The organism is Nitrospina gracilis Nb-211 (assembly GCF_021845525.1).
Lineage (GTDB): Bacteria > Nitrospinota > Nitrospinia > Nitrospinales > Nitrospinaceae > Nitrospina > Nitrospina gracilis_A.
In genome coordinates this window covers 1,855,913-1,873,160 of sequence record NZ_JAKJKD010000001.1, presented here as the reverse complement: position 1 = coordinate 1,873,160, position 17,248 = coordinate 1,855,913, and the positions used below count along the sequence as shown (strand labels likewise).

Sequence of the window (17,248 nt, the reverse complement as noted above, 5' to 3'; positions counted from 1 at the left end):
GGGAGAGCTTCCATGCATCCCATTCTCATTGAGTTTGGTTTTCTCAAAATTTTCACCTATGGACTGCTGGTGGCGACGGGATTTTTCGTCGGCATCGTGCTGGCCGCGAAACAGGGGCAGAAGGACGGGCTCGATTCCGCGCGGATCCTCGATCTGTGCTTTTACCTGTTGATCGCATCCATTCTGGGTGGGCGCCTGCTGTACGTGGTCGTCGAGTACCGCTATTTCATCGCGAATCCGCTGGAGATGTTGAAGTTCTGGAAAGGCGGGTTGGTTTATTACGGCGGATTGATGGCGGCGGTGGCGACGGCATGGTACTTCATGCGCAAGTTCGATCTGCCGTTCTGGAAGACCGCTGACGTGCTGGCGCCGTCGATTGCCATTGGGCAGGCCATCGGCCGCTGGGGATGTTTTTTCGCGGGTTGCTGTTATGGTGTGCGCACCGACGCGCCGTGGGCCATCACCTTCACCAACCCGCAGTCGCTCGCGCCCCTCAACGTGCCGCTCCACCCGACGCAGATTTACCTGTCCCTCAACGCACTTGTTATATTCTTCATTCTGCTGTGGGTGCAGAAGCGCAAACGCTTCGACGGGCAGGTGCTCCTCACCTATGGCATTCTGTATTCGATCGGCCGCTTCATCATCGAGTTCTATCGCGGCGACGACCGCGGTTACGCGGTGCCGGACATGCTCTCCACCTCGCAGTTCATCGGCCTGTTCATCCTGGGTCTGTCGATCGTGTTCTGGGTGAGACGACGGGGGCAGGCGGCCAAGGCGTCCTGACCTCCCGGGCCATTTCCCGCTCTCCCACGGACGCCCGCCTTACTTGAAATAATAGGAACAGATGTAAACCACCGAGGCGACGGTGAGGACGGGGCCGCCCCAGATTTTGACCGTGGCCCAGGTCCCGATGTTGGAGACCAGGTCTTCTTCGTGGCGGTTGCTGATGATGAAGGGGAAACCATCTTCCTTTTTGAACACCATCTTGGTTTTGGATGCCAGTTCCTCCAGTTTCTGTTTGCTGTATTTGGCGGACAGTTTTTCCGCCAGGAGCTGGGCCCCGTGTTCCAGTTCGTAGTAGTCGAGCTTGCCGTCCTTGTTGGTGTCGAACCGTTTTTGCAGATCCTTGTTTTTGCGGATGGCCTCTTTCGCTTTCAGGAAAAACTTCACCCCCGCCTTTTTGGGCCGCGCCAGCTTCAGGTTCGACCCCGCGTGACCCAGCACGTACACCTGTTCACCCGGAACGAAGCACCATTCGCGGAACCGGTAATTGTTGGAAAACAGCCAGGCGGAGTCCTTCAGTTTGAACGAGCGGATCTTTTTCTTGTTCTGGTCGAGGGACTGGTAGAGGGCCGGGGTCATGGTGGAGAATTCGCTGGATGAGCATTCGTAATCGCTGGTGCCGCCGTTGCGGTTGACGGTCGCTCCCTCCACCAGCACCATGGCGTTGGCGCCACTGTCGTCATCGATATAGAAACCATCGTCCGAGAAGTATCTGGCAACCGTCACCCATCTGCCGCGCTGGTCCCCGATGTGGGTGAGGGAACGGTTGCGGTTGAAACCGGACTGGCGGTTGCGTTTCCATTTCTGGATTTCGATATGGTAGAGCGCGCAGGGTTTGCCGCTGATGGGAGCGCGCACCATTTTGTCTTTCTCGGCGATGACGCGGCCTTTCACCTCGACGTTGGTGCCGACGGCTCCGGTGTTGATTTTCGAGGTGGGGGTGTTCTGAATGATGCGTTTGGCTTTCAGCTCCCGGAACCCGGTGACGAACAGGTAAATTCCGGCGACCGCGCCGATCAGCGATAGAAAGATGACCTCCAACTCATCTTTCGGAGGGTTGGACACTTAATAATCTCCTGCAGGTTTGGGGAGGATCAGTCGAAGCTGGGAAGTTTGATGTCGACCTTCACGTCACGGCGTTCCTCCTCCGCCACTTCAAACATTTCTTCCTGCCGGTAGTTCAGCATGCCTGCCACGAACACATCCGGAATCTGCTGGATGCGGATGTTGTAATTGTTGACGCTGTCGTTGAAAAATTCGCGGCGGTCGGCCAGGGTTTCTTCCAGGTGCGAGATGCGGTTCTGCAACTGCATGAAGTTTTCGTTGGCTTTGAGTTCCGGATAGTTTTCCGCCAAGGCAAAGACACTGCGCAACGCTTCGCTGATCTGGTTGCTGGCTTTCGATTTCTCTTTCACGCCATCCGCGCGCACATAGCGTTCCCGCGCTTTCAGCAGGCGGTCGAGCATGCCTTTTTCGAACTGGGCGTAGCTTTCGCAGACGGAAATGAGTTTCGGGATTTCGTCGTAGCGCTGTTTCAGGATGACATCGATGTTGGCCCAGGACTTTTTAATGTTTTCCTTCAGGGAAATGAGGCCGTTGTAGATCATGATGAAATAACCGATGATCCCCAGCAGGCCGAAACCCAGGATTCCCAAAATCACGATCGTGGTCGTTGACATTCCACCCCTCCGATTGTTTTTAGTAATGAAATGGGAAATGGAAAGGATTCATTCCGTATTTTCAGGTTAAGGGAAGGGGAGCGGTAAATCAAATCTTTGCGGAGAAAAAATCGCACCTGCGGCAAGCCGCCAGGGACGCTGGCAAGAGAAAGGGGAGGGGAGAAAAACGCGAGGTTACTTGGTGAAGGAGTGGTCGAACAGGTCGGCGATGGCCTGCTTGCCGGCAGCGTTCAAAAAGCGTGTGCCCGTTCCGGCGAAGTTTTTGTCGCGGATTTTCGGCGTCGCTTTCTTCCAGGCATCGCCGGTCCACTTGAACCACTGTTCCTGGTCCTGGTCGAAAACATACAGGGGTTTGTTGAACAGCTTGGCCAGCTCCGCGCCCCAGCCGGTGCCGCCTTTCACCGTTTTGTCTTCCAGAATGTGGCCCACCACAAACACCTCGCCCGCATGGTTGACCATGTGCCAGATGCTTTGCAGGACTTTCCGGAACAGCGGGCCGTCGCTGTACTTGCGGTGCATGAGTTTGGAGACGTACACCAGGCTGACGTCGCCGTGTTTGAGTTCCTCCTGCGTGAGGAACCGCGTGCCGCGTTTGCGGACGATCTTGTGGCCCTCGAAGGTGAAATGGACCTCTTCCATGCCCAGACGCTCGGCATTGGCGCCGAATTCCGCTTCCGCGCCTTTGACCCCGCCGCTGAATAATGTGAAATCTTCCGGCTTCATAAACGACCAACAGGCAAGAAAAAGAGGCGGAAACCGGGCAAAAATCCGTTTCCGCAAGTCAAAACAATGTATGCGAATCCACCCAAACTCTCAAGGATTTTCTTGGTCTGAACGGATATAATGAGGGTTGAAGGGGATGCGCCTCCGTCCACCCGGACGCAATGTAAAGGAAAAGTTATGAGCCACTTGGACATTTCCCCTGACTGGAATGCGGACCCCCGGGACATCACCCCGGAGAATCTGTTTTTCAACCGCCGTGATTTTTTGCAGAGCCTGGCCGTCGCAGGTTTGATCATTGGTGAGGCGCTTCTGCCCACTACCGCGCAGGCGCAGTCCGCATGGCTGGACCGCCTGCTGGGCGGGCCGGAGCACAAACTGCAAACCAGTTTCACCCCCATTCCTGGATTGAAGCGCAATCCTGCCTACACGTCTTCACGGCCGATGACCGAAGAGACCGTGGCGCTCCAGTACAATAATTTTTATGAATTCACCTCCGTTAAAGAAGGCGTGTGGAAACTGATCGATGCCTTTCAGCCCCGCCCGTGGCAATTAGAGGTATCGGGGCTCGTTAACAACCCCAAAATCTACGATGTGGACGACCTCATCAAGACCATGCCGCTGGAAGAACGCGTGTACCGCCACCGTTGCGTGGAGACGTGGGCGATGGTGGTGCCGTGGAACGGGTTTCCGCTGAGCGAATTGATTCGCCGCTCCGATCCCAAACCCGGCGCGCGGTTCGTGAAGTTCACCAGCTTTCTCAACCCGGAAGTGGCGCCGGGGCAGAAGCAGAGCCACCTGCCGTGGCCCTACACTGAGGGACTGACGCTGAAAGAAGCGATGAACGAATTGACGATCATGGCGACGGGCGTGTACGGGCACGTCCTGCCGAACCAGCACGGTGCGGGCATCCGGCTGGTGACGCCGTGGAAGTACGGTTATAAAAGCATCAAGTCCGTGGTGAAGATCGAACTGGTGGACAGCCAGCCGGCGACGTTCTGGAACACGCTGGTGCCGCACGAGTACGGCTTTGTGTCCAACGTGGACCCGGAGGTGCCGCATCCGCGCTGGTCGCAGAAAAGGGAAAAGATGATCGGTACCGGCGACATCCACCCTACCGAAAAATTCAACGGTTACGGCAAGTGGGTGGCCTCGCTGTATGCGTGAGGGACCTCCACAGGGGCCGGTGGAACGAGCCGCGGGGGAGGGGGGCTGGAGCCGGGATCAGCAAAAGTCCCGCAGGTCCTCCTCGTCGAGAATATTTTCGTTGACCCCGTCCTCGATGACGGCATCGGCCAGTTCGCCCAGCCCTCCGGGCTCGTAATTTTCCACGTTTTCGCTGTCGAAGTCGTCGAAGAACACTTTATGTTCTTTTTCACACCATTCTCGGATGGTGTTGCTGAAGCGCAGAACCCGTTGCACAGCTTCCAGTTTGTCCATATTCTTATTCCTATTGAGACAGGGTTGTGGGGCAATCATCCCGGGTGCGGGTGAAGAATTTTTTTGGCTTCTATATCAGAATAATTATAATACGGACTCGGATGATTCAACCTGACCGCATCGATATTGTAACTCAACCCGACGTTGATAACGAAAAGGGGGGGACTTGGCAACCAAAATCAAGGACATGATCGGTTCCTGGGCGGCTTCGCCGCCTGTCTTGTATTACCAGTTGAAACAAGCGATGGACGATCCGGAAAGTACCTTTGATGATTACTCCCGGGTTATCAGCGCCGATCCCGCACTGACGGCCCGTCTTCTTAAGATCGTGAACAGTCCCTTTTATGGTTTCTCCTCTACGGTGGAAACCATTGATCACGCCCTGAACATCATCGGTACGGATCAACTGATGGACCTGGCTCTGGCAACGGTGGTAGTGAGCAAGTTCAAAGGCATTCCGCGCGATCTGATCAACATGGAAACGTTCTGGATGCACAGCATCGCCACCGGCATCGCCGCCCGCAAAATGGCCATGGCCGTCGGCATCGACAATCCCGAACGGTTTTATCTTGCGGGCATGTTGCACGACATCGGCACCCTTCTGCCGCTCAAACAACAGACTGAGGTAGCCAAGGGCGTGCTGGAGCAGGCCCGCGAAACCAAAAAGCACCTGTTCCTGGTCGAAAAGGAGACCTACGGGTTCAGCCACGCCGAGGTCTGCCAGCTCCTGCTGATGGAATGGCAACTGCCTCAGCGGCTGATAGATATGGTGACCTACCACCACTTCCCGCTGGAAGTCAGCGACCCCGAAGTGCGGCGCGACTGTTGTATTCTCAACATGTCCGACATCATGATTTACTTCCTGAAAATCGGCAACAGTGGTGAACCCTCCGTGCCACAACTGCACCCGGACGTGCCGAAACACGCGGGAGTGCCGAAAGATGTCATCGACAAAATCCGCGAGGAGGTTCCCAACGAGGTCGATGAAACCGTTAAAATGTTTATCTGAATCAGATTAGCAGGTGGACAGGGGCGTGGACGGTGTCCACGCCTTTTTCTATGAATTGCGGTTGGGGTGCGAATCCGCTCTTTTCTCCACACCTGAATTTCAGTATATTTTTAGTAGAACCATTCTTCGACCGGGGGGCGCCATGAAACAATCCCAACCCAAGTACTGCATCGGCCAGATGATCCATCACAAGTTGTATGATTATTATGGAGTGGTGCTGGGCGTGGACCCCGAATTCCAGCTTTCCGAGGAATGGTACGAGAAGATGGCCCGCAGTCGTCCGCCCAAGAACCAGCCGTGGTACCACGTCAAGGTGCATGGAGAGGACAGCCTGCGCTACGTAGCCGAACGCCATCTCGAACTGGACCGGAACGTCTTCAACTAGGCCCCTAAAGGTCCTTCCTGTTCAGGAGCGCCCTTGTCCGCTTCTCCTTCCTTACTTCAATGGACCGTTGCATTGATCCTGCTTGCCCTGTTTGTGTGGGTTGCGGCGGGTCTCGTTCTCGATCACCTTCCCTGGACACTCATCGACACCTCGGATCCGGGCAAAAAACGGGCCGCCGCCGCGGTGCTTCTCGTTCTGGGGGGATTGGGCTACTTCACGCTGCGTGATCTGCTGGGTTTTGTCTGGATGGGACTGCGCTATCTGCTGGGGATGGAATACGAAGGTTTGTAGGCAAAAAAAAAACGGCCTGTGCATCTGGGGATGCACAGGCCGCTGAATTTCGACTGGATTACTGCTCCAGATGGGCGTTTTTGCGATCCGGGTTGCGGAACAGCGAGGTCTCCGCAGTCAGCTCGTCAAGCGCCGGGAACGTCTGGTCCGGATGGATCTGCGCGGCCCGGTCCAGCAAAAGCTCCTCGGATTCGCGGCGGTCGGGGTCCGGAATACAGCAGTCTACCGGGCAAACTTCCTGGCAGGCTTCTTCACCATGGAAACCGACACACTCGGTACACAGTTCCGGGTCGATGTAGTAGTAATCGATCCCACCCTTGGTACCATCGTCAATGGCGGCGTTCGGGCACTCCGGCTCACACACACCGCAGTTAATGCATTCGTCAGTAATGATTGTTGCCATCGGCTGTCTTCCTCTAATGATTTAGTTGGATAGAAAAAAGTTATAACCGAAGAATATTCCCTGTGAAAAGAGGAATTGAGTTTTCTTTGTTAGGGTAGTGGGCTCAGCACACGTCGAAGCGCAGGCCTTACCATAAACCGCTGAAATTGAAATTTCAATCCCTTTTATAATTTTTTTTGCAGGGAAACCCCGGTGTCGAAAAACAGGAAGAATCCCAACCTGCTTCCGCAACTGGGCTTCCTCAGAAAAATACTGATAACCTCTTAAAGTAGTGGACGTTATCAGCATTTCAAGGGGCCGTCAAGCCCCCAAATTCCGCTCCGTTTCCAAGTGTTTTTAGAAACGAATCAGATACAGCATGCGATTCCTCCAACATGTCCCGGTGGCCCTGATTCCGGCTACCGGGATCGTTTCCTGCGGTTGCTTCTGGGGGGCATCAGGCGGGATGGCCTCTCCCTTCAAACAAACCTCAGCGGAGAAAAAATAAAGGAGCAAGGAAAACCCTACCTTGCTCCTTTTCTATTTGGTAGCGGGGACAGGATTTGAACCTGCGACCTTTGGGTTATGAGCCCAACGAGCTACCGGACTGCTCCACCCCGCAATAATACAAAAGGACGCCCCGGCGTGTGCCGGAGGGTATTGAGTGAATATACCGATTCTGAAACTTTGTCAAGTGGGAAGCCGGACGGAAAGCGCGGGAACCACATGAATGCTGGTTTGGCATCTCAGAAGCACTCTGTATAATTGTATAGGAAACTTCTTTGAATTACCACCTTTCAAATTCCTGAGCCTGCTTTATGTGGACCAAGCGCATCCTCATCATCATGCCTCTGCTGGTCATCCTCTTTCTTCTCCAGTCTTTTTTCTGGGTGCCGACCTACGACAAGCAGGCTGCGGGCAACCCGGAACGCCTGCGTCAGTTCATCGAGACCTCCATCGGCGACGCAGAAATATTGAACCCCATCCTGAGTGCCGACACCGCCAGCGGCCGCATCAACGGCTTCGTGTTCGACGGACTGATCGATTACGACGACCAGCTCAACCTGCGCGGACGGCTGGCGACGGGCTGGGTTATCTTCGAAGACGCGTACCTGCAGACCCTGCCCGGCTTCCGGGTGGGCGGCCACACTCTCGATGCGCCTGAGGACTGGCTTCAATTCATCCGCGAACGCACCGCCGGAAACAAAGATTGGTGGGAGAACATCGAGTCAGTCATCGTTCAACCCGCCCGGCGCATCGATGATGTGCTTTCCCTGCCGGAACTGGGGGCGGACGGCAAGCCGGTTATGAAAAACGGGTTTCCAAAAATGGTCGGGGTGAAGTACCGCATCCAACGCCCGGCGCGCATTCACTTCAAGCTGAAGAAAGTGGACCAGAATTTTTTTGATCCGTTGGAAGCCCTGTTTGGCGCCAGGCTGTTTGCGGAGTTTCCTTACGAACGGTTCGTGAAAGCCGAGGATGCCGGGAAGGCGGAGCGTCTGGCCCGGCACCACGCGGAGATCCTGCCGGTCAAGGAACACAATCCGATCATCCGTTTCCAACTGCGCAAGGGCGTGCGCTTTCACGATGGACATGAATTCGATTCCGGCGACGTGCTGTTCACGTACCAGGCGCTGATGAATCCCAACAACGCCTCGCCGCGCACCTCGGATTACGAACCGGTCAAAACCGCCGAGGTGCTGGGTCCGCACGAGATTCAATTCGTGTACAAACGGTTGTTCTCCCCCGCCATCACGTCGTGGATGATGGGCATCCTGCCCGAACACCTGTTGAACGCCGAAGCGCTGAAAAAAGAAGCGCGCGCCGCCGGAAAGTCGCCGGAGGAAATGCAGAACCTGTCGATACGCGACAGCGCCTTCAGCCGCCACCCCATCGGCACCGGACCCTTCAGGTTCGAGCATTGGGAGGGCGATGTCGAGATTCGCCTGACGCGCAACGACGACTATTGGGAAGGCCCTCCGGAGTATGGCGAGTATGTCATGCGCATCATCCCCGACGCCATCACGCAGGAGATGGAGTTTTACGCCGGGGCGGCGGATAATTACAACGTCCAGCCGCACCAGGTAGCCCGGCTCAAGGATGATCCGAAGTTCCACAGCATCTCCACCGTGGGCAACAATTACTCCTACATCGGTTACAACCTGCGAAAGCCGTTGTTCGCCGACCCCAGGGTGCGCAAGGCCCTCGGCATGGCCATCGACGTGGACAAGATCATCAAGCACGTCATGTACAACCAGGCCGAGCGGGTGACCGGGCCGTTCGCCAAAGCCACCCAATGGTATGACGAATCGGTGGAGCCGATCCCGTACGATCCCGATGGCGCACTGCAAATATTGAATGATCTGGGATGGAAGAAAAATGCCGACGGTTGGCTGGAGAAAGACGGCAAGGTGTTTGAGTTCAACCTCATCACCAACCACGGCAACCCCATCCGCAAAAACATCATGACCATCGTGCAGAACAACTGGCGCAAGCTGGGTGTCAAATGCAACACGCAGTTGTTCGAGTGGGCCGTGTTTTTGAAAGACTTCGTCAATGCGCTCAAGTTCGACGCGCTGATCCTGGGGTGGAGTATGGGGTTCGATCCCGACCTGTACCAACTGTGGCATTCCAGCCAGACGCATCCCCGACAACTCAACTTCGTCGGTTATGAAAACGAGGAAGCCGACCGCCTGATCGTCGCCATCCGGCGCGAGTACGATCAGGACGTGCAACGGAGGATGACGCACCAATTGCACCGCATCATCGCCGCTGACCAGCCGTACACGTTTTTGTTCGTGGGCAAATCGACGCTCCTGCTGGACAGGAAGATCGTCATCGTCGAACGACAACCGGATGGAAGTGAACAATATAAAAAGATCCGTCCGGTGAAAGGCGGGTTGATTTACTACCACTTCAACGACTGGCGCAAGCTCCCCACCGCTCCCAACTTTTCGCAGTGAGCGGCGTTTTTATCTCATGACGCCGCGCCCCATAAAAATGTCCACCGTCCCCTCGGTGTTGCTGGCAACGGCGACATCGGGCAGGCCGTCGTTGTTGAAGTCGGTACTCACGATCGCAAGCGGAGTGCCTCCGGTGACGTAGTCGCGCACGGGAAAGCGGAAGGGCCCGTTGGGGTACCGCGTGATGAGGGAAAACGAACTGCTCCTGGAGTTGGCCACCACCACGTCTTTCTGCAGGTCTCCGTCGAAGTCGCCGATGGCGAGGGAGACCGGCCCGCCGCCGCCGGAAAACGAAACCGGCCGGCCGAATTTCCCATTGGTGCCCATCGGAATGTAATACAGGTTGTCACCCTTGGCGGAGGTGGCGACCAGGTCGTACAGGCCGTCGCCGTTCATGTCCTCTTTCACCAGGGTGAGGCACCGCAGGCCCTGGGCGATGCGCTCCGCCTGCCGGAAGGTGCCGCCGGGACTGCCGGTGAAGATGCGGATGGAACTGGCGTTGCTGGACTGCACGGCCAGCAGGATGTCCTCATGCCCGTCGTCGTTGAAGTCGCCCGATACGCCGGAGATGGACCGCGACCCGGTTTCGTACGTCTCGCCGCGTTTGAAGTGCCCGTCGCCGGTGCCGAAGTGCAGTTCCAGCTTGCTGAACGTCAACGTCACCGCCACGTCCTTGTGGCCGTCGCCGTTGTAGTCACCGACAATGAGGGCCAGTGGGACCGGGCCCGTTGGCACCGACTGCATGGAATGAAACGTTCCCGCCCCCTTGCCAAGCAGGACCTGGAATGCCTCGCCGCCCTCGCTGTTGAACAACAGGTCCGGCGTGTTGTCGTGGTTGATGTCGGTGATGACGATGAACGAGGGTTCGACGGGAACCGGCAGCGTCTGGGCGGGCTCGAAGGTGCCGTCGCCGCGGCCGAACAGGAAGGTGAGGCTGTGGTCCTTGGAATTGGCCGTCACCAGGTCTTCGTTGCCGTCGCGGTTGAGGTCGCCGTGGGCGAGGAAGACGGGTCCCCAGCCCACTTTCACCGTGTTGTACTGGCTGAGGACGTCGGGCGGCGGCTCGGGCAGGGAGAAGTCACAGCCGCTCCAAAATCCCACCAGACCGAAAATGAGGCCCAGCCAGAGGGTGGCAATCCGGAAAACTGTCCATTTCATGATGTGCCCTCCGAGGCCGGGAACGGGGTTTTCCCCTTGATTTTAAGGTGTTGTTGTGACAGTATTTACCAAATTTTATCTTACCAACATCCTCGCTCCGGCCGCCGCGCCGGGGCTATAACTCACGAGGAGGTCTCTATTGCGTAGCTATCAGTCTGTCCTGATTCTGAAACCTGATCTCGACGAAGGTCATGTCGATCAGGCCGTCGAAAAAATCACCGCCCTCATTCAAAAGCACAGCGGCGAAGTGCTGAAGCTGGAGAAGTGGGGCAAAAAACGCCTCGCATACAAAGTCAAAAAGAACAAGTTCGGATACTACCTCAATATTTACCACACCTGTGGCGCTGGCGAAATTCCCGGTCTGGAAAAAGAGTACAAGCTGATGGACGTGCTCATCAAATTTCTGGTGATCGTCCTTGATGAAAAGGAACTGGAACGGGCCATGAGCCGGGGAACCGAATCCGGCGAAGAGGGCGAGGAATCCAAGGCGCCCGAAGGCGAAGGGGAAAAGGAAACCAAGAAGGAATCCGCTCCTGCCGCATCGTAATAACCGCGCCTCCACCGTCTTCAACCGTTTGGAAGGACATCATCTATGGCCAGTGTGAATAAAGTATTTCTGTTGGGAAACCTAACCCGCGACCCGGAATTGCGTTACACCCCGAGCGGCGCCGGCGTTGCCAGCTTCGGCCTGGCGGTCAACCGCCGGTACAAGGTCGGCAACGAAAACAAGGAAGAGGTCTGCTTCGTGGACATCACCGTGTGGGGCAAGCAGGGTGAAAACTGCGTGGAGTACCTCAGCAAGGGCAGTCAGGTGATGATCGAGGGCCGCCTCCAGTTCCGCTCGTGGGAGACGGACGACGGCCAGAAGCGCAATAAGCTGGACGTGGTGGCCAGCAACGTGCAATTCCTCGGCAAGCCGGGCGGCGGCGGAGGCCGCGGCATGGACTCCTTCGAAGAGGAAGAAGGCATGGGCGTGAAAGACGATATCCCGTTCTGAATAACGACATTCGAATAAATAAAAATCAGAGGTTTTTAAACAATCATGAACAAACCAAAAAAACGCGCATTCTTTTCCCAAAAAATCTGCCGGTTTTGCGCCGAGAAAATCGAGCACATCGACTTCTATGACATCAAACTGCTGAAGCCGCTGGTCTCGGAGCGGGGCAAGATCGTACCGTCCCGCATTTCCGGCAACTGCGCCCGGCATCAGCGTCAGTTGACCACGGCCATCAAGCGCGCGCGCAACATCGCATTGTTGCCGTTTACGGTCGAGCACTGATTTGTGAATGACCCGTTGACACCCCGGGATCTGTTCCTGCCCTTCGGGATTCTGCTGGTCATTCTGCTCCTGGGCACGCTGGTGCCGCCGTTGGGCGTGGTGGGGGGCATTTTCGTTCCGGTGCCGCTGATCCTCATCTACCTGCGCTATGGCAAGCAGGTGGGACTGGTTTCCATCGGCCTCGTGTTCGTCGCGGTGCTGATGATGATGGGGATGAAACAGGCGGTGCTGTTCGTCACGGAATACGCCGTGGTTGCCGCCATCCTGGGTGAGACCGTGCGGCTGGGGTTTCCCTTTCAGCGCAGTGTGCTGTTTGCGGCGCTGGGATCGGTCCTGCTTTCGGCGGCGATGATCCTCGTGGTCTCGGCCGGGCAGGACAAACCGCTGACCCAGTTGTTTGAGGAAGAGTTCCGCAAGGGCGCGGACCAGTATATCCAGTCCCTTGAGGGCGCGGACGGCAAAGCGGAAAACAAAAAAATGCTGGAGGAGATGGCCGACCGCGTGGTCCATATGTTCGCGCTGTCGTTTCCGGCCCTGCTGGCGATCGGCTCGCTGTTCGCCACGGCGCTCAATTACCTTGCGGTGCGGTGGCTGTGGCTCCGCTATTACCGGCTGGGCGGGCTGTTTGAAAATGCCGACCTCACCCAGTTGATGATTCCGGACAACTGGGTCTGGTTCTTCATCATCGGCACCGGGTGTGCGGTTCTGGGCGACGGCTACCTGCAGGCGCTGGGCCTGAACCTGTTCATCGTGCTGGGCGGGCTCTATTTTTTGCAGGGACTGGCCATCTCCCTGCATATTTTGAAAGAGAAAAACATACCGAAGTTTTTCTGGTATCTGGCGTTTCTGCTGATCTTCACCCAGCCCCTGTTGATCGGGCTGGTCGGCGGTTTGGGATTGTTCGACATCTGGGTGGATTTTCGTAAAATCCGCACCGAACCGCCCGAAGAAGAACCGGATGAGGAGGACGACGACTTCGGGCCTCTATAATTTGAAAACGAAATCTGCATTGTAGATTTGTTATTATTACGCTGTGTGATCAGGGAGTGATAATCAAACGATGAAACTTTTACTTTTGGAAGAAGTCGAAAAGCTGGGCCAGCTCGGCGACGAGGTGGAAGTGCGCGACGGTTACGGCCGCAACTTTCTCATCCCGCAGGGCAAAGCCATCCTGGCGACCGCCAACAACGTCAAGGAATTCGAACACCACAAAGGGCTCATTCAGCGCAAGCTGAAAAAACTGAAGGGCGAAGCCGAAACCCAGGCTGAAGCCATCGGCAAACTGCGCATCCAGGTCAGCAAGAAAGTGGGCGACCAGGGCAAGCTGTTCGGCTCCGTCACCTCGCAGGAGATTGCGGAACTGGTGGAAGCACAGGGCGTGCAGATCGACCGCAGAAAAATTCAGTTGAGCGATCCGATCAAGGCGTTGGGCGATTTCGAGGTTCCCCTCAAACTGCACCCGGAAGTGACGGCAAAGATTCACGTCACCGTAACCGCGGAAGAAGAGCCCAAAGCGGAGCCGGAAGCGGAAGGGGAAACCACTCCGTCTGAACAGGCCGAAGCCGAATCCGCCTGAAGCGGTGCATTGCCGCCCCGGCGGGCATTCACCCATCACTTGAACTGGAATCGCCCATGCCGGATGTCTCCGACATTTCATTGCGACGCCTGCCTCCTTACAGCGAGGAGGCGGAGCAGTATGTGCTCGCCGCCTGCTTCGGGTCGAACGACGTCTTCGCCCGGGCGCTGGAGATCATTGGTCAGGACGATTTCTACAAGGCGGCGCACCGCAAAATCTTCGGCGGCATGCAGAGCCTGTTCGAAGACAACGAACCCATCGACATCCTCACCCTGGCCGACCGCCTGCGGCGCGACCACGCGCTGGAGCAGGTGGGCGGCCTCGACTACCTCGATTACCTGGAAAACCTGGTGCCGACGGCGGAAGCCATGGGCTACCACGCGCGCATCATCCGCGAAAAAAAAATCCTGCGCGATCTGATCGAAACCGCCACCGAAATCGTCACCCATAGTTATGAAGACTCGGATGGCGCGGACATGATCCTCGACCGCGCCGAGCAGTCCATTTTCCAGATCTCCGAGCGCCGCACCCGCCGTTCTTTCTTTGCCATCAGCGAAATCATCAAGAGCAGTTTCGATTCCATCGAGAAGCTGTTCGAAAGCCCCGGAATGATCACCGGCATCGAGACCGGGTTCAAGGACCTCGATCACATGACCTCCGGACTGCAACCGTCGGACCTCATCATCATTGCCGGCCGCCCCAGCATGGGCAAGACCAGCTTTGCGCTGGACATTGCCCGCTTTGCCGCCAGCAAGCGGAAGGTGCCGACAGCGATATTTAGCCTCGAGATGTCGAAGGAACAATTGGGTGTGCGCATGCTGTGTTCGGAGGCGCGGGTCAGTTCCGTGAAACTGCGCACCGGATTTCTGGCGCGCGAGGACTGGCCGAATCTCACCGCCGCGGCGGGCCGGCTGTCGGAAGCGCCCATTTTCATCGACGACAGCCCGCAGGTCAGCACACTGGATGTGCGCGCCCGCGCCCGCCGTCTCAAAGCCGAGCACAACCTGGGGCTGGTGATCATCGATTACCTGCAACTCATGCACGGTATCCAGAAAACGGAAAGCCGCCAATTGGAAATCTCCGAAATCAGCCGCGGCCTGAAGGGACTCGCCAAGGAGTTGGACGTGCCCATCATCGCGTTGTCGCAGTTGAGCCGCGCGGTGGAAAGCCGTACCGACAAGCGGCCGCAGTTGGCGGACCTGCGCGAGTCCGGTTCCATCGAGCAGGATGCCGACGTGGTGGCGTTCATTTACCGTGACGAGGTGTATCATCCCGAAACCGCGGAAGAGGGGACCGCCGAGGTGTTGATCCGCAAACAGCGAAACGGTCCCATCGGCGACATCAAGCTCGCGTTCCTGAAAGAGTTCACCCGCTTCGAAAACCTGGCGCATCACGAATTCGAAGCGCCCATGATCGAAGCCTGATCCGGTGCCTGCCATGCCCCGCCTTCATCGTTATCCAGCCTTGTTGCCCACACTCGTGTTGGTTCTCGCCGCAACGTTTGGGTGGACGGTCCCCGTCACCGCACAGTCGCCGCACACGGAGTGGGACAAACTGTCGCCTCTGCAAAAAGGGGAGGTTTATCTCTTAAGGAAGAAACCGGCGCAGGCGCTCGACACGTTCCGCAAACTCTGGCGGCAGGAACCGCACAATCACTACGCCGTGCGCGGCATCGTCCGCGCCTACCAGGTGGCCGACCAGCTCGACAAGTCGCAGGCGTTCTTTCAGAATTTTGTGAAGGACAATCCCGAGGCGGGGCCCGCGTGGTACGGGCTGGGCTACACCTATTACCAGATGGGAAAATATCTGGAATCGAAAGCGCCGTTGGAGCGCGCGGTGGAACTCGATCCCAAGCTGGCCCTTGCATGGAACGCGCTGGGCGCGGCGATGACGCAGTTGAAGGATTATGAAACCGCGGTGAAACATGTGAAGCACGCCATCGAACTGCATCCTTCCGAGATGATGTTCTATCGCAACCTCAAAATGATTTATCAACGCCGGGGAACGCCTGACGAATTTGAGAACGAGTACCACTATTATCTCAAGTCCGGCAACATGGACACGGCGAAGCAGTATGGCCTCGTGCTGGCGCAAAGTTTGCGGCAAAAAAGCTTTAGTGAGTACGCTGGCGGGAACAGGCAGAAAGCCATCGAACTGACCCGCGAAATGATACAGGTTTACATGGAAATCAACCACGTCACCGGAGTGGTGGCGGCGCACTTCAGCCTGGGCCTGCTTCTGGAGGAAGCCGGGGCCCTGGAAGAAGCCCGGTCAGAATACCGGGAGGTCTTAAAAATCAATCCGAATCACCTGCAGGCGAGGGAAAAAATCCAGGCCTTGGAGGAAAAAAATAACTGATCCCATATTTTTTGTAAGTTTTTGATTTTATGAATATTAGATTTGTTCCGATAAGGGTTAAGGATCGCCGATATTCAAAAACCATTGACAACAAAGGAAGTAAGCAATTAATCTTGAGACGATTTCAGCCGCAGAGGGGCTTTCTGCGCTTAAGGGCTTGAAAAGTAAAAATAAAAAGGAGGTATGGTGGATAAAGAAGTCTACACCATAGTGGTTTTTCCCGAGGCCACAGAAAAACCCAGACGGTTCCAGATTTCCAAAAAGTTTACCAAGATTGCACTGTGCACCAGCTTGGTGCTGGCGGTGGGATTTGGGGGTGCGTTCGCCTACCTGACCCAGCAGTTTTTGCAGTTCCGTGAAGATAAGGTGGAACTGGCCGAGTTGAAGCGCAAGAGCAAGATCCAGAAGGTACAGATTGAAAAGTTCGGGAAACGGGTGCGCACGTTTGAGACGGAAATGTCGCGGCTGGAAAACTTTGAAAAGAAACTGCGCATCATCACCGCCCTGGATAAGGACTCCAAGCCCAAAGATGAGAACTGGGGTGTCGGTGGACCGCACGGCCTCTCCAACCACAGCATCCGCACCGCTCTGGATAAGGAAGTACAGGCCATGCTCGACAGCCTGGAAGGCGATCTGAATATTCTCACCAACCAGGCCAAGCTGCGCCAGGTGAGCTTTCAGGAACTGGACGAATTTTTTAAGAATCAGCGGTCGCTGTTGGGGTCCACGCCGTCCATCTGGCCGACCCGCGGCTGGGTGACTTCCGGCTTTGGGTACCGCAAATCACCGTTCACCGGGCTTCCGGAAAAACATGAAGGTCTGGACATCGCTTCGCGCAAAGGATCCGAGATCCGCGCCACCGCCGACGGGAAGGTCATCACCGCCGGCCGCCAGTATGGTTATGGTAATCTGGTCGAAATCGACCACGGATACGGCGTCATCACCCGCTACGGCCACAACTCCAAGAACATGGTCAAAGTGGGAGACAGTATCGAACGCGGCGACCTGATCGCGCTGGTCGGCAACACCGGCCGGAGCACCGGTCCCCACGTCCATTATGAGATCATTGTGGACGGCGTGCCGGTCAATCCCCGTAACTACATTCTGGAAGACTGATGATTCGGCTGGCATCGGCCAGCCCGCTCCACGCGAACCACTCCCTCCCGGTGTGATGCACCCCGCATGAGCCGTTCCGGCGTACACCGCCCCGGAGACAGGCTTTTGT

General features: G+C 56.5%; 20 protein-coding genes and 1 tRNA gene. 14 read left to right on the top strand and 7 right to left on the bottom strand.

Annotated elements, in window-relative coordinates; genetic code table 11:
- The first annotated feature begins 12 nt into the window (after nt 1-12).
- Nucleotides 13-783, top strand: a complete 771-nt coding sequence (lgt, locus tag J2S31_RS08880; RefSeq protein WP_237098730.1) for a prolipoprotein diacylglyceryl transferase — start codon at nt 13-15, stop codon at nt 781-783.
- Between the two features lie 39 nt (nt 784-822).
- On the opposite strand, the gene J2S31_RS08875 is transcribed toward lgt, so the two are convergent.
- The 3 genes from J2S31_RS08875 to J2S31_RS08865 all read right to left on the bottom strand — a co-directional run bounded on the left by J2S31_RS08875 (nt 823) and on the right by J2S31_RS08865 (nt 3,185).
- Nucleotides 823-1,848: an E3 ubiquitin ligase family protein gene (locus J2S31_RS08875; RefSeq protein ID WP_237098729.1), complete on the bottom strand. Its 1,026-nt coding sequence runs from the start codon at nt 1,846-1,848 to the stop codon at nt 823-825.
- A gap of 29 nt (nt 1,849-1,877) precedes the next feature.
- Nucleotides 1,878-2,462, bottom strand: a complete 585-nt coding sequence (locus tag J2S31_RS08870; RefSeq protein WP_237098728.1) for a LemA family protein — start codon at nt 2,460-2,462, stop codon at nt 1,878-1,880.
- Between the two features lie 174 nt (nt 2,463-2,636).
- Complete coding sequence (locus tag J2S31_RS08865; protein ID WP_237098727.1) at nt 2,637-3,185, bottom strand: hypothetical protein; 549 nt, start codon at nt 3,183-3,185, stop codon at nt 2,637-2,639.
- A 177-nt stretch (nt 3,186-3,362) separates the two neighbouring features.
- Between J2S31_RS08865 and msrP the strand changes: the two genes are divergently transcribed.
- On the top strand, nt 3,363-4,349 hold the full coding sequence (gene msrP / locus J2S31_RS08860) for a protein-methionine-sulfoxide reductase catalytic subunit MsrP (RefSeq protein WP_237098726.1): 987 nt from the start codon (nt 3,363-3,365) through the stop codon (nt 4,347-4,349).
- A gap of 57 nt (nt 4,350-4,406) precedes the next feature.
- Here the strand turns inward: msrP and J2S31_RS08855 are convergent, their stop codons facing one another.
- A complete protein-coding gene (locus J2S31_RS08855) occupies nt 4,407-4,622 on the bottom strand; it encodes a hypothetical protein (protein ID WP_237098725.1) in 216 nt (71 codons plus the stop codon).
- 166 nt (nt 4,623-4,788) lie between these two features.
- Between J2S31_RS08855 and J2S31_RS08850 the strand changes: the two genes are divergently transcribed.
- The 3 genes from J2S31_RS08850 to J2S31_RS08840 all read left to right on the top strand — a co-directional run bounded on the left by J2S31_RS08850 (nt 4,789) and on the right by J2S31_RS08840 (nt 6,307).
- Entirely contained in the window at nt 4,789-5,631 is an 843-nt protein-coding gene (locus J2S31_RS08850; protein WP_237098724.1) for an HDOD domain-containing protein, read from the top strand.
- A gap of 142 nt (nt 5,632-5,773) precedes the next feature.
- The gene (gene hspQ / locus J2S31_RS08845) at nt 5,774-6,016 is read left to right on the top strand and encodes a heat shock protein HspQ (RefSeq protein WP_237098723.1); all 243 of its coding nucleotides are present in this window, start codon (nt 5,774-5,776) and stop codon (nt 6,014-6,016) included.
- 33 nt (nt 6,017-6,049) lie between these two features.
- Nucleotides 6,050-6,307, top strand: a complete 258-nt coding sequence (locus J2S31_RS08840; RefSeq protein ID WP_237098722.1) for a hypothetical protein — start codon at nt 6,050-6,052, stop codon at nt 6,305-6,307.
- 58 nt (nt 6,308-6,365) lie between these two features.
- Here J2S31_RS08840 and J2S31_RS08835 read toward each other — a convergent pair whose 3' ends face one another.
- Together J2S31_RS08835 and J2S31_RS08830 are read right to left on the bottom strand one after the other, a co-directional pair.
- Entirely contained in the window at nt 6,366-6,710 is a 345-nt protein-coding gene (locus J2S31_RS08835) for a YfhL family 4Fe-4S dicluster ferredoxin (RefSeq protein WP_237098721.1), read from the bottom strand.
- Between the two features lie 524 nt (nt 6,711-7,234).
- Nucleotides 7,235-7,311: transfer RNA gene (locus tag J2S31_RS08830), tRNA-Met, on the bottom strand.
- A 196-nt stretch (nt 7,312-7,507) separates the two neighbouring features.
- On the opposite strand from J2S31_RS08830, the gene J2S31_RS08825 reads away from it, so the two are divergent.
- Nucleotides 7,508-9,652 carry an ABC transporter substrate-binding protein gene (locus J2S31_RS08825; protein ID WP_237098720.1) on the top strand — a complete coding sequence of 715 codons (2,145 nt, stop codon included), beginning with the start codon at nt 7,508-7,510 and terminating at the stop codon, nt 9,650-9,652.
- Nucleotides 9,653-9,661: 9 nt separating this feature from the next.
- Here J2S31_RS08825 and J2S31_RS08820 read toward each other — a convergent pair whose 3' ends face one another.
- Nucleotides 9,662-10,810, bottom strand: a complete 1,149-nt coding sequence (locus tag J2S31_RS08820) for an FG-GAP repeat domain-containing protein (protein WP_237098719.1) — start codon at nt 10,808-10,810, stop codon at nt 9,662-9,664.
- Between the two features lie 139 nt (nt 10,811-10,949).
- Between J2S31_RS08820 and rpsF the strand changes: the two genes are divergently transcribed.
- The 8 genes from rpsF (at nt 10,950) to J2S31_RS08780 (ending at nt 17,139) form a co-directional block, all read left to right on the top strand.
- Nucleotides 10,950-11,357 carry a 30S ribosomal protein S6 gene (rpsF, locus tag J2S31_RS08815; protein WP_237098718.1) on the top strand — a complete coding sequence of 136 codons (408 nt, stop codon included), beginning with the start codon at nt 10,950-10,952 and terminating at the stop codon, nt 11,355-11,357.
- 45 nt (nt 11,358-11,402) lie between these two features.
- Complete coding sequence (locus tag J2S31_RS08810; RefSeq protein ID WP_237098717.1) at nt 11,403-11,807, top strand: single-stranded DNA-binding protein; 405 nt, start codon at nt 11,403-11,405, stop codon at nt 11,805-11,807.
- A gap of 45 nt (nt 11,808-11,852) precedes the next feature.
- Nucleotides 11,853-12,089: a 30S ribosomal protein S18 gene (rpsR, locus tag J2S31_RS08805; RefSeq protein WP_237098716.1), complete on the top strand. Its 237-nt coding sequence runs from the start codon at nt 11,853-11,855 to the stop codon at nt 12,087-12,089.
- Nucleotides 12,090-12,092: 3 nt separating this feature from the next.
- Nucleotides 12,093-13,079 (top strand): DUF2232 domain-containing protein, encoded by a 987-nt coding sequence (locus J2S31_RS08800; protein ID WP_237098715.1) that lies wholly within the window; start codon nt 12,093-12,095, stop codon nt 13,077-13,079.
- A 70-nt stretch (nt 13,080-13,149) separates the two neighbouring features.
- Complete coding sequence (gene rplI / locus J2S31_RS08795; RefSeq protein WP_237098714.1) at nt 13,150-13,665, top strand: 50S ribosomal protein L9; 516 nt, start codon at nt 13,150-13,152, stop codon at nt 13,663-13,665.
- Between the two features lie 56 nt (nt 13,666-13,721).
- Entirely contained in the window at nt 13,722-15,089 is a 1,368-nt protein-coding gene (gene dnaB, locus J2S31_RS08790) for a replicative DNA helicase (protein WP_237098713.1), read from the top strand.
- A gap of 13 nt (nt 15,090-15,102) precedes the next feature.
- Nucleotides 15,103-16,023, top strand: a complete 921-nt coding sequence (locus J2S31_RS08785) for a tetratricopeptide repeat protein (RefSeq protein ID WP_237098712.1) — start codon at nt 15,103-15,105, stop codon at nt 16,021-16,023.
- 183 nt (nt 16,024-16,206) lie between these two features.
- On the top strand, nt 16,207-17,139 hold the full coding sequence (locus J2S31_RS08780) for a M23 family metallopeptidase (protein WP_237098711.1): 933 nt from the start codon (nt 16,207-16,209) through the stop codon (nt 17,137-17,139).
- Nucleotides 17,140-17,248: the final 109 nt, after the last annotated feature.